The sequence below is a fragment of the Vibrio sp. 10N.286.55.E10 genome, from assembly GCF_002872555.1.
GTDB lineage: Bacteria > Pseudomonadota > Gammaproteobacteria > Enterobacterales > Vibrionaceae > Vibrio > Vibrio crassostreae.
Genome location: NZ_MCSD01000012.1, coordinates 139,253 through 152,048 on the forward strand (window position 1 = coordinate 139,253; position 12,796 = coordinate 152,048).

Sequence of the window (12,796 nt, forward strand, 5' to 3'; positions counted from 1 at the left end):
GTTTGCGTTTAAACGTTGAGTCTTTATCTGTGGTCAACGCGGCGAACTAATGAATCACCGATTGATTGAATAATTTGTACAAGCACAATCAACATCACTACCGTTACAGCCATGATGGTCACATCGTAACGGTGGAATCCGTAACGAATCGCGACATCACCTAGACCACCACCGCCTACAGTACCTGCCATTGCCGAGTAGCTCACCAGCGTCACTAGCGTAATCGTTACTGAGTTGATAATCGTCGGTAGTGCTTCAGGAAGCAGAACCTTATTGATGATTTGTGTTGGTGTTGCGCCCATCGATTGAGCTGCTTCTACTAGACCTGTTGGTACTTCAAGTAGTGCACTTTCGATAAGTCGAGCTACGAATGGGATAGCGCCAATTGTCAGTGGAACAATCGCTGCTGTTGTACCGATGAAGGTACCAATCAGCATCTTAGTCAGTGGGATAATCGCAACCATCAACACTAAGAAAGGCACTGAACGACCCACGTTCACAATCGCACCTAGAATCTTGTTTACTTTGGTGTTCTCTAACAGGCCACCTTTTTTAGTCGTGTGTAGAATCACGCCTAGTGGAATACCGACAGCGAAGCCTACAATGCCAGCGACAGCAACCATGTAAAGTGTTTCGCCTGTTGCGCCTAATAGAAGGTTACCGTTAAGGCTGATCCAGTCAGCAATCTCGTTGAAACTAAAGGACATAACCAAGCACCTCTACTTTTACATTGTTATCGCGTAAGAATTGGATAGCAGCATTATCATCTGCTTCATTACCGAACAGTTCAGCAACCATCATGCCGAACTTCACACCGCCGGCGTAATCAAGGTCAGAGCTTAGGATGCTGACATCGATATTGAATTTGCGTGCAATCTGCGTCATCAGCGGAGCATCAACCGTTGCGCCTGTAAACTCAAGGCGTACCAGCGGGTAGCTGCTGTTTACACGAGTCTGTTGCAAGCGTGCTTGGTAATCTTCGGGAATCGTCAGATCCAGCGTTGAACGAATGAATTGATGCGCAAGCTCAGTTTTAGGGTGAGCAAAGATGTCACCAACTGTGCCTTTCTCTACCAATTCACCACCGCCGATGATCGCCACTTCGTGACAAATGCTCTTAACTACATCCATCTCGTGCGTAATAAGCAGGATCGTGATGTTCAGCTTACGGTTGATTTCACGCAGTAGCTCAAGAATCGATTGAGTGGTTGCAGGATCCAGTGCGCTGGTCGCTTCATCACACAGAAGTACTTTCGGATCAGAGGCTAGGGCACGAGCAATCGCAACACGCTGTTTTTGACCGCCACTTAGATTTGCAGGGTAAGTGTCACGCTTATCAGCTAAGCCAACGAGTTCAAGTAACTCACTCACTTTCGCTTCAATAATTGCTTTATCTTTACCAGCAAGCTCTAAAGGCAGTGCTACATTGTTAAATACAGTACGAGAAGACAGCAGGTTGAAGTGTTGGAATATCATGCCGATATTACGGCGCGCTTCGCTAAGTTCAGATTTGCTGAGTTTTGTCAGGTCGATACCGTCAACAATCACTTCACCTGAAGTCGGGGCTTCCAACATATTTACACAGCGGATTAGGGTACTTTTGCCTGCACCTGAAGAGCCGATGACTCCAAAGATTTGACCTTGAGGAATGTGGAGGTTGATATCAATTAAGGCATTGATTTCTTTAGTGCCTTGATAAAAAACCTTGTTGACTTGATTCACTTTAATCATAGAGAAACCCGTGCAGGTAGAACAGAATAATATCTCGATAGCTCGCTCGATTTACAGACGATGCTATGGTGTTCTATGATCTAAGTCAATAGATATTTTTACGTCTAGACGGCTAAACGTCGATTGTGTTGATAAGCTAGAAACAAATCGTTAACGAACGCAAAACTAAATAGATAGTGATGAAGCAAATAAAGCGTGTAATAATTAATGATTAATAGAGAGTTGATAGAGAACAAAATTTTGTCTAAACCTGCTGTTTTTTTAGATCGTGATGGTGTGATTAACGTTGATCACGGCTACGTACATGATGAGCATGACTTTGAATACATCGATGGTGTGTTTGAAGCGGCGAGAGCGTTTAAAGATATGGGTTATTTATTGGTGCTAGTGACCAACCAATCTGGTATTGCTCGCGGCATGTTTAGTGAAGACCGTTTTCTTTCTCTGACGCAGTGGATGGATTGGAACTTTGTCGATAACGGCGTTGAGCTTGATGGCATCTATTACTGCCCGCACCACGCTGAACACGGTATTGGTGACTACAAGCAAGATTGTGAGTGTCGTAAGCCAAAGCCAGGTATGTTCATTTCTGCTCGTGACTTTCTGAAGATTGATATGGCTAACTCGGTCATGATCGGCGATAAAGCTGAAGACATGATGGCTGCAGAAGCGGCAGGTGTTGGCACAAAAGTACTGGTAAGAACCGGTAAGCCAATCACTGAAAAGGGTGAAGCACTTGCAAGTGTCGTGCTTGACAGTATTAAAGATGTACCAGCATTCTTAAAAGGTTAAGACACTAAGTCTCTTTCACTTAGATATAAGTGTTGTTCACTATATAAAGATGAGGAACGCAGTATGAAAGCATTGTTGATAGCATCTCTATGTACGGTAGCGTTATTCGGGTGTTCTAAATCCGCAGCGCCTGATGGTGCAGTATCGGACGATCAATTCGTGACTTATCAATGTGAGTCTGACGCTTCATTTAAGGTCGCTTACCTTGGTAATGAAAAAGCGGTATTACGTTTGCCAGAGAATGAATATCGCCTCACTCAAATAGCGGCAGGTTCAGGAACGAAGTACATCTTAGATGATGGAACCTCTGAACTGATCAATAGCGTCACTTTACGTACCAAAGGTGACAACGCACGTCTAGAACTTGGTCGTGTCGTCTATAAAAATTGTCGAAAGTAAGTCATAGTTAACTCCTAAGATTTACAAACAGTTAAGTGAGGGAATCTACCCTCACTTTTTCTTCTCTTCCCTTTAACGTTAGACTTTTTATGAGCAAAAAACTCACTATTCTCGATATTGCTAAGCTGTCCGGTGTTGGTAAGTCAACCGTATCTCGCGTTCTGACCAATGATCCAAAAGTGAAACCTGAAACCCGTGAAAGGGTGGAAAGAGTAATTCAAGAGTCTGGGTACACGCCTTCAAAGTCTGCGCAATCAATGCGTGGTGGCAGTCAAAAAGTCATCGGCGTGATCATCTCTCGTTTAGATTCTCCCTCTGAAAACAAAGCCGTTAGCACCATGCTAGCTGAGTTGTATCGAGCGGATTACGACGTGGTGATCATGGAAAGCCAACTCGATAGAGATAAAGCCAACGAGCATCTTCAGGTTCTTAAGCGTCGTAACGTTGATGGCATTATTGTGTTTGGCTTTACGGACTGTGACATTCCAGCGATCGAAGCGTGGGAACACAAAGCCGTTGTTATCGCTCTGGATACCGAGAACGTAACGTCGATTAACTATGATAACCAACAGGTGATCAATAGTGCGTTAGCGCATCTATCGGATCAGGGTATCTTAGATGTCGGTTTTATTGGTGTTGATCCTAGCGATAAATCAACCGGTGAGTTGCGTCTTAAGGCTTACCTCGATTGGTGTGAAAGCACTGGAGTGATTGCGAACTATCGTACTGGCCAACTTCATCATGAAAGCGCTTATCAGCTGGTGGATGAGGTACTGACTCCTACAACTCAAGCACTTGTTTGTGCTAGTGACACATTGGCTCTTGGCGTGATCAAGCGTCTACAAGAACTACAACGTGAAGATGTGGTTGTAACAGGCGTTGGTGGCAATGATCTTCTCTCTTTCTTGTTCCCTCGCGTATTTAGTATTGATCCAGGCTATCAATCTGCAGGTAAGTTGGCGGCTAATCTATTGATCTCTCAGCTTTTAGGCAATTCAGAGATCTCTCATCACACTCAATCTCCGATTCTATAATCCACTCAATTAAGCGAAATTGAACCGCTTAGATTAAAATTAGAGTGTGATCTCTTTCAATTAATGGGACTGTTCCCATTTAAATTTATCATTCGTGCGGGCATTATAATAACTGTGATTGGGAATGTTCCCATAAGTCTGAATCTTGAGTGGTTATCACTGCATGGTTTAGATGAGTAATTGAATGAAACCAGGGTGGGGTAGTATGAGTAAGATAGCGAAGCAAGACGTTGCGCGTCTTATCGAGTTAGTCGGTGGCAAAGAAAATATTGCGAGTGTCAGCCATTGTCTGACTCGACTGCGTTTTGTATTGAACGATACAGAGCAGGCCAACAAAGCTGAACTCGAAAAATTGAAGCTAGTAAAAGGCTGTTTTACGAACGCAGGCCAATTCCAAGTTGTGATTGGCACTGAAGTTGATGAAGTGTACGCACTTCTGATTGAACAGACAGGTAAAGAGGCATCATCAAAAGATGAGGCGAAGCTGGCTGCTCGTCAAAATATGAACTTCCTTGAGCGTGGTATCTCCCATTTAGCCGAAATTTTCGTACCACTGCTGCCAGCCATCATTACTGGTGGTTTGATTCTTGGTTTCCGTAATGTGATTGGCGACATTCGTATGTTCGACGGCAAAACCCTCGTTGAAATCAGCCAATTCTGGGCAACTGTTCACTCTTTCTTATGGCTGATTGGCGAAGCGATTTTCTTCTTCCTACCGGTTGGTGTGTGTTGGGCGACGGTTAAGAAGCTTGGCGGAACCCCTATTTTGGGTATCACGCTCGGTGTGACCTTGGTTTCCCCGCAATTGATGAACGCTTACATGATAGGTAAATCGGTACCTGAGGTGTGGGACTTTGGCTTGTTCGTGATTGAGAAAGTCGGTTATCAAGCACAGGTGATCCCTGCGATGCTAGCGGGTGTGGCTCTGGCGTTCATTGAGACTAACCTTAAGCGTATTGTACCTTCTTATTTGTACCTTGTTGTCGTGCCATTTGTATCGATTATTTTGTCTGTGATTTTAGCTCACGCTTTCATTGGTCCATTTGGCCGTATGTTAGGTGATGGCGTGGCATTCGCGGCTAAAGCAGCAATGACGGGTGATTTTGCGATTCTTGGTTCAGTGGTATTTGGCTTCCTATACGCACCTTTGGTTATTACGGGTATTCACCACACAACCAACGCAGTCGACCTACAACTGATGCAAGACTTAGGCGGCACACCAATCTGGCCTTTGATTGCGCTATCTAATATTGCACAAGCTTCAGCGGTTGTTGGCATCATCATCTTAAGCAAACGCGAAGGTGAACGAGACATCTCGGTTCCAGCTGCAATCTCTGCCTACTTAGGTGTGACGGAGCCTGCGATGTACGGCATCAACCTTAAATACAAATTCCCAATGCTGAGCGCAATGATCGGCAGTGCTGCAGCGGCTGCAATCTGTGGTAGTGCAGGTGTGATGGCGAATGGTATCGGTGTTGGTGGCTTGCCGGGTATCTTATCGATTCAACCGCAATATTGGTCTGTTTACTTAATTGCGATGCTGGTGGCGATTGTACTACCCGTCACGTTAACACTGTTCTTCTATAAACGAGCACAGATGAAAGGCGAGCTAGAAACCGCCAACGCGTAATGCATTAAATAAGCGATGACTCCAAAGTGAGCCATCGCTTTTTCTCTTAGTTATAGCTTTTTCTTTTAGTTATAACGGCTATTCGACCATGATTTGCATGGTGATTTTTATTTTATATTTTCTGGTAAGTGAGTGTTAGAGATGGCGATGACTGAGCATGATGAAAGTTGGTGGAAAACCGCAACCATCTATCAAATCTACCCAAAGAGCTTTTGTGACAGTGGCAGTAAAGGTACTGGCGATATCAAAGGGATCATTTCAAAACTGGATTATCTTAAACACTTGAGTGTGGATGCAATTTGGTTAACCCCAGTTTACGCATCCCCAATGATCGATAACGGCTACGATATTTCAGATTACTACGCGATTAACCCGCAATTCGGCACCATGGAAGAGTTCGACTTATTGCTGGCTGAAGCGCACCAACGTGGTATTCGTATCGTGATGGACATCGTGGTAAACCACACTTCAACAGAACATGCGTGGTTTCAGTCGGCATTGGGTGACAAAAACAGCCCATACCGCGACTACTATATCTGGAAAGATCCAGTAGATGGTCAAGCACCAACTAACTGGCAGTCTAAGTTCGGTGGTAATGCGTGGGAACTAGATGAGGCGACTGGGCAATACTTCCTACACTTATTCGCTAAAGAACAGGCTGACCTCAACTGGGAGAACCCAGTTGTACGCGAAGAAGTGAAAGACGTTATCAGCTTTTGGGCAGAGAAGGGCGTTGATGGTTTCCGCTTGGATGTGATCAACCTTATTTCGAAACAACAAGATTTTCCTAACGATGATATCGGTGATGGTCGTCGTTTTTACACTGATGGCCCACGTGTACACGAATACCTGAAAGAGATCAGCGAAGCAGTATTCCAGAAGTACGGCAGCGTGACTGTAGGTGAGATGTCTTCAACTACGTTGGAGCATTGTCAGCAATACTCAAATGTTGATAACAGCGAGCTATCAATGGTGTTTAACTTCCACCACCTTAAGGTCGATTACACCAATGGTGAGAAGTGGACTAATGCGCCGTTTGATTTCTTACAGCTCAAGTCGATCTTCAATCATTGGCAAACAGGCTTGAACGGCAAAGGGTGGGGCGCATTGTTCTGGTGTAACCACGACCAACCGCGAGTGGTGAGCCGCTTAGGTGATGATCAGCAGTATCGTGTTGAGTCGGCGAAGATGCTGGCTGCGTCTGTACACATGATGCAAGGCACGCCGTATATCTATCAAGGTGAAGAGATTGGCATGACTAACCCGGGTTATACTGAGATAAGCCAGTATCGTGATGTAGAGAGCACCAACATGTATGACATCATGGTTAACCGTGATGGTGTGGCTCATCAAGATATGATGGCGATTCTTGCACAGAAATCTCGTGATAACTCTCGTACGCCGATGCAGTGGAACAGTGAAGCGCACGCGGGCTTTTCGAAGGCTCAGCCATGGTTGGATGTTGCGAACAACTACCCTGAGATCAATGCTGAGCAAGCTCTGGAAGACAAAGACTCGGTGTTCTATTTCTACAAGAGTTTGATTGAACTTCGTAAAGAGGTGCCTGTGATTACTCATGGTAGTTATCAAGATTTGCTACCTGAGCACCTATCTATATTTGCGTATTCTCGCGAGAGCGAAGGGCAGACTCTGCTGTGTGTTAATAACTATTATGGTGAAGAGACGGAATGTGTTTTACCGGAACGTTTTGATATGACGAATGCCAAGTGCTTGCTTGCTAACTATCAAGAGACAGACGACTCAGTAACATCGCATCATCAAGTATTGCGCCCTTATGAGACTCGTATTTTGTTGATTGAGGGCTAGGTAGCTAGGTCACTTTATTAAGGTATATCTAAACACAAAATAAAGCTCATGACCTTTAGTACCCCAGTAGGTCATAAGCTTACCAACAAGGCTTTGGATTGCTCCCCAAAGCCTTTTTTACATCAGTGTGCTGCAGTTAGTATCACTACGTTTTTTCTATTGCTGTCAGCTTAGCTGCTGATTCCTCAATAGTAGATTGTTCCACTGACATCAATTCAATCTGCTCAATCAGGCCAATCGTTGGGTTGAACCAGCGCTCAGACGATGTGCCAAACTCTGCTGAATCCATACCGACACAGCCAATGTAGTAAGTGTTTTTCTCCGTAAGATTCGCAGCTTCGATCGATTTACCCGAAACAGTGAAGCTTTTACGTACACCTGTTTCATTGATTTCTTGCTGCCAAGTAACTTGGCATGACGCATCAGTTGGCAGTGATTGCACCCACTGGTGATCCTCAAAGTCACTCAACATATTCGCGACGGCTTCTCCATCAAGCGTAATTTGCATTGAAATGGTTTCTTCGCTGATATCAATAATTGGGTTGCTCTCTTTTACGTCTGTTCCTTTCAAACGGAACAGTGGGCTGCTGTACATCATTCTTGTGATGTATTGGCTACCAATGAAGTAAGCATTGGTGATTTCGTGTAACCCACGGTCAGGACCTGCAAAATAAATGCTGCCGTCTTCTTGTGTGCCTTCAGCATTCGTCATGATGTCTTCAGAGACATAAAACTCGGTGATGCCGTAATTGATCAGGTCGTTGATAACTTGAATTTCCGCTTCATTGCCTGACTCTGATTCTAAACCTGCAATGACGAGCTCACCACTTAACGGCGTGAAGTTCATCGTCATCGAGCCTTCAGTTTCACCATCTTTGGTAAATGCGTATTTTAATGCTGTGCTTGCTTGAGGCGCGAATTGAGAGTCATTGATTGGGTAATCGACTTGATTGCTTGGGCCTTTATTGCCATTGGTTGAACCAGACGAAGAGCCGCCTCCGCCGCCACAGCCATAAAGAGCAAAAAGAGAAGTCGCAAGCAGCGTCATGGTTTTTTTCATGTGAAGCATTCCTAATAATGTTGTTGACCGTGAGCGGTCGGATGTTTTTAGGAATGCTATTGATATGAGGGTTTGTAGGGCAAAAAATGAAGATACATGAAACCTTAATTTATATTTAAGTTGCTGTTATTAATGATTTTATATTATTTAGTTCGATAGTTGATGCCCGACAGCGGTACAGTAATTTAGCATCAGATTCTCCCACTGCTTGATGATCAGCGGCTCATTGACACTGAGTTTTAGATTTTTCCAAGGCTGAAGGCAGGTCGATTTTGACTCTGGCTTGGATAAGCGCGCAAACAGTTCTTCCGATGGAACGACTCGTAGTAAGGCAACCAAAGACTCCATGTAGTTGAGGCGAAACTTATCCATGTCTCCTTGCTTATAAGCGATGTGAGATACCACCATATAAACCAGAGCATTTTCGATAGTCGAGTTTCCGGCGGTGTTGGTTAAGAATTCCTTCGAAGTTTGCAGATCTCTCAACTTGAAGTGAATAATCCCCAGCCACAGCTTAAGTTCGTCTGGAATCAACTTAAAGTGGGTTTGCACTAGGCTAGTAAATCGAATCAGTCGCTGGTGATCTGTCTCAAATAGCGCTAGCTGGCGAGCGATCAGCGTTGAGGTCATCACGTTGAGTGGTACGTTCTCAAGATCGATAGTCGTGCCATTCAATAGAGCACTTAATGCGTGATTGTCGACAGACCATTCCGGATAGAGCGGAGCAGGCAGAGCAAAGTAGCTCGCAAGTTCTTGGTTAATCTCCATCAAGCTCTCGCTGAGATTATCTATCTCAATAGAGTAAACGCCACGAAAGGCAAGCTTACCTGAGCTCGGGTAGATAAGGCTGACCTTGGCTGCGAGTCGTTTGTCGACCTCTTGGTCCTTCAGCTGAATATTAAGCAGATAGTCACTGGTGCGCATGTTCTTTGCGCCAGGGAAGAAAGGAGAGCTATCTACCGGGTCTAGGAAGTAACTTGGGGCATCTTGGTTGGCTAAATCGGTATAGGCGTACTCAATTTGTTGTTGAAGCAACAGAGCTTTAACCATCTTGCGATAATGTCTTGCATTGTCACCGACCGCATCGATGCGATTGAGTAGCAGCTCAACCTTAGGAATTAACCTCTGTTCACGTTCAACCTCAGAGGCATGGTTCGACGAATGCCATAACATGTAACCCAAGCTTGCTGTAGTGATCAGTAACACCAGAGTCGTTAACAGGAGAACAGAGGTCACTAGCGTCGGAGTCTTTCGCGCTTTAGGTTGTTCTGTTTCCAAAACTGTTTCTGCTGTTTCAGATGCTGCATTAGATAAACTGACCGAGCTAGGGCTAAGAAAGTAGCCTTTGCGTGGGTAAGTGACCAAAATTTTGGTAGCGTCGTTCTCTGGCAAGTGTTTTTGTAGTACCGAGCGAAGTGTGCTGATTCGGTTGGTGAGTACGTTTTTGGATATGAAATTACTTTGCCAAACCGTCGCGATAATTTGCTCTGCCGCTAATGGCTCTCCGACGCTCGTGAGAAATAGCTCAAGTAACTCGATAGAACGAGGCTCTAAATCGATGACCTGCTCGTTGCAACTCAAGACACGTGTCATTGGGTTGAATTCTAAACCTTCAATGAAGATCGAGGTTTGAGTGTCTTTGGCGCTGGAGAGGTAATCTTGCATAACGAAAGAGGGGTAGCTTATAAAAGCTAAATACTAGCTGTTTTCGTTATGAAAAACAGCTAGTAATTCATTGATTGGATAGCTGGCGTTAAGACGCGTAGTTCACCGAATAGCGTGTAGGCTTATGATTCATCGCTAGTACGATATTCAATACTGCTGTACCTAGCACTGACACTGCAATCACCCAAGGCGATACAAAGAAGAACGAGGCAAACAGAATACACGCGTCGATCGCCATTTGAGTTTTACCCACTGAGATGCCGTAGCGATCTTGAATAAATAGACACAAGACGTTGAAGCCGCCTAAGCTCGAACGATGACGGAATAGAATCAGCATACCCAAGCCCATCAATAAACCACCGGCTACTGCACAGTAGATCTCATTATGAACTTCGAGCGAAATAACCAAGTATAAATGATCGGCAAACACAGACACTAAAGCGCCGGAAATCGCACTGCTGATCGCAAAGCTGCGACCAAAACGTTTCCACGCCAATAGATAGAATGGACAGTTAGCGACAAAGTATAGAATACCGAAGGTTACAGGCAAAAATTGACTCAACAGTAGAGCCAAACCAGTAGTACCACCGGTAAGCAGGTGCGCAGACTGTAAAAAGAAGACGCCTAACGCCACTAAAAACGTGCCCGTCAGGACTGCAATCCAATCTTCTTTACGTGAGTATTTTTCCATCGTTTTAATAATTACCTAATCAATAAAGGCGTGCATAGTAGAGAAAAACTTAAGCTTTCGGTAGCTAGAGGGGCAAAATTAAGGTAAACCTATGTAATCTGCGTTTTACAGGGTGTAAATCGTAAAATTGACAGTAAGGAACATCTTTGGTTGGATAAGCCCAATAACCATGATGAATCTTATTTGTGATTATGAAAAAACTGCATGATAAAATTGCAATTAGCTCTTTATGACCTAGATCAAATTATGTAGAATGCGTCACATCAAAACGGTGACGGAAACGTTTGCTTTCGGTCGTTGTGTGGTTTTTTTGAAACTTTCAGTACAATCTGAGTCAGGAGATACAGATGCTTAAGCGTGACATGAACATTGCTGATTACGATGCGGATCTATTCGCAGCTATCCAAGAAGAAACTCTTCGTCAGGAAGAGCACATCGAACTTATCGCTTCAGAAAACTACACAAGCCCACGTGTAATGGAAGCTCAAGGTTCTCAGCTAACAAACAAATACGCTGAAGGCTACCCAGGCAAGCGTTACTACGGTGGTTGTGAGTACGTAGACAAAGTTGAAACTCTAGCAATTGAACGTGCATGTGAGCTGTTTGGTGCCGAGTACGCGAACGTACAGCCTCACTCAGGTTCTCAAGCAAACAACGCTGTATACATGGCGCTACTGAACGCAGGCGACACAGTTCTAGGTATGAGCCTAGCGCACGGTGGTCACCTAACTCACGGTTCTCCAGTAAACTTCTCTGGTAAGCTTTACAACATCATCCCTTACGGTATCGACGAAGCAGGCCAAATCGATTACGAAGAGATGGAAAAGCTGGCTATCGAGAACAAACCTAAGATGATCATCGGTGGTTTCTCTGCTTACTCTCAAATCTGTGATTGGAAGCGCATGCGTGAAATCGCTGACAAAGTAGGTGCTTACCTATTCGTAGATATGGCTCACGTAGCGGGTCTAATCGCGGCAGGTGTTTACCCGAACCCAGTTCCACACGCGCACGTTGTTACAACAACAACGCACAAAACGCTAGCAGGCCCACGTGGCGGTCTAATCCTTTCTAACGAAGGCGAAGACCTTTACAAGAAGCTGAACTCAGCAGTATTCCCAGGCGGTCAAGGTGGCCCTCTAATGCACGTTATCGCTGGTAAAGCAGTAGCGTTCAAAGAAGCTCTAGAGCCAGAGTTCAAAGAATACCAAGCACGTGTAGTTGCTAACGCAAAAGCAATGGTTGCTGAATTCCTTGAGCGTGGTTACAACATCGTTTCAGGTTCTACAGAGAACCACCTGTTCCTAGTTGACCTAATCAACAAAGACATCACAGGTAAAGAAGCAGACGCAGCACTAGGTGCAGCAAACATCACAGTAAACAAGAACTCAGTACCAAATGATCCACGTAGCCCGTTCGTTACTTCAGGTATCCGTATCGGTTCTCCTTCTATCACTCGTCGCGGTTTCTCAGAAGCAGACGCGAAAGAGCTAGCAGGTTGGATCTGTGACATCCTAGATAACATGGGCGATGAGTCTGTTATCGAAGCGACTAAAGCAAAAGTACTAAATATCTGTAAGCGTCTACCGGTTTACGCTTAATTTTTCTTCGTAGTAATTTGAACTTCGTTGTCGAGCATGCTCACTTACATCCGTAAGCTCCGCGTGCTCTCCTAGAATTTCAAACGACTACTTTGAAAAATACTTTTAAAGGGGCTCATTGAGTCTCTTTTTGTTTTAGGGAAAGGTGCTGAAAACTCCGCGCCTGTTCCTTGAACTTAAGCTATTTGATTGAAAAATGATGATTTTAAAGGCTCCTTGATAGGGGCCTTTTTTGTTTTTGAGGTACTTCGTTGTCGAGCATGCTCACTTACATTCGTAAGCTCCGCGTGCTCTCCTAGAATTTCAAACGACTACTTTGAAAAGTGATGATTTTAGAGGCTCCTATTGGGTAATGCCAGTCAGTTAAGC

11 protein-coding genes are annotated in these 12,796 nt (G+C 44.6%); 6 read left to right on the plus strand and 5 right to left on the minus strand.

Annotation, left to right across the window (positions count from 1 at the left end):
- Positions 1 to 23: 23 nt before the first annotated feature.
- Positions 24 to 707 carry a methionine ABC transporter permease gene (locus BCV39_RS09420; protein ID WP_017060764.1) on the minus strand — a complete coding sequence of 228 codons (684 nt, stop codon included), beginning with the start codon at positions 705 to 707 and terminating at the stop codon, positions 24 to 26.
- Positions 697 to 1,731, minus strand: coding sequence for a methionine ABC transporter ATP-binding protein MetN (metN, locus tag BCV39_RS09425; protein WP_048661199.1), 1,035 nt, complete (start codon positions 1,729 to 1,731; stop codon positions 697 to 699). Before metN ends, BCV39_RS09420 begins: the two co-directional genes overlap by 11 nt.
- A 207-nt stretch (positions 1,732 to 1,938) precedes the next feature.
- On the opposite strand from metN, the gene gmhB reads away from it, so the two are divergent.
- From gmhB to treC, 5 genes are all read left to right on the plus strand, one after another.
- Positions 1,939 to 2,523, plus strand: coding sequence for a D-glycero-beta-D-manno-heptose 1,7-bisphosphate 7-phosphatase (gmhB, locus tag BCV39_RS09430; protein WP_198591311.1), 585 nt, complete (start codon positions 1,939 to 1,941; stop codon positions 2,521 to 2,523).
- Positions 2,524 to 2,586: 63 nt separating this feature from the next.
- The gene (locus BCV39_RS09435; RefSeq protein ID WP_048664565.1) at positions 2,587 to 2,922 is read left to right on the plus strand and encodes an MliC family protein; all 336 of its coding nucleotides are present in this window, start codon (positions 2,587 to 2,589) and stop codon (positions 2,920 to 2,922) included.
- Between the two features lie 89 nt (positions 2,923 to 3,011).
- The gene (gene treR, locus BCV39_RS09440; protein WP_102432636.1) at positions 3,012 to 3,956 is read left to right on the plus strand and encodes a trehalose operon repressor TreR; all 945 of its coding nucleotides are present in this window, start codon (positions 3,012 to 3,014) and stop codon (positions 3,954 to 3,956) included.
- Positions 3,957 to 4,161: 205 nt separating this feature from the next.
- Complete coding sequence (gene treB, locus BCV39_RS09445; protein ID WP_017069492.1) at positions 4,162 to 5,586, plus strand: PTS trehalose transporter subunit IIBC; 1,425 nt, start codon at positions 4,162 to 4,164, stop codon at positions 5,584 to 5,586.
- 141 nt (positions 5,587 to 5,727) lie between these two features.
- Entirely contained in the window at positions 5,728 to 7,413 is a 1,686-nt protein-coding gene (gene treC / locus BCV39_RS09450; protein WP_102432635.1) for an alpha,alpha-phosphotrehalase, read from the plus strand.
- 145 nt (positions 7,414 to 7,558) lie between these two features.
- Here treC and BCV39_RS09455 read toward each other — a convergent pair whose 3' ends face one another.
- From BCV39_RS09455 to BCV39_RS09465, 3 genes are all read right to left on the minus strand, one after another.
- Entirely contained in the window at positions 7,559 to 8,473 is a 915-nt protein-coding gene (locus BCV39_RS09455; protein ID WP_102432634.1) for a hypothetical protein, read from the minus strand.
- 147 nt (positions 8,474 to 8,620) lie between these two features.
- Positions 8,621 to 10,138, minus strand: a complete 1,518-nt coding sequence (locus tag BCV39_RS09460; RefSeq protein WP_102432633.1) for a winged helix-turn-helix domain-containing protein — start codon at positions 10,136 to 10,138, stop codon at positions 8,621 to 8,623.
- Between the two features lie 88 nt (positions 10,139 to 10,226).
- Positions 10,227 to 10,829 (minus strand): YitT family protein, encoded by a 603-nt coding sequence (locus tag BCV39_RS09465; protein ID WP_102432632.1) that lies wholly within the window; start codon positions 10,827 to 10,829, stop codon positions 10,227 to 10,229.
- A gap of 347 nt (positions 10,830 to 11,176) precedes the next feature.
- On the opposite strand from BCV39_RS09465, the gene glyA reads away from it, so the two are divergent.
- A complete protein-coding gene (gene glyA, locus BCV39_RS09470) occupies positions 11,177 to 12,427 on the plus strand; it encodes a serine hydroxymethyltransferase (RefSeq protein ID WP_102432631.1) in 1,251 nt (416 codons plus the stop codon).
- Positions 12,428 to 12,796: the final 369 nt, after the last annotated feature.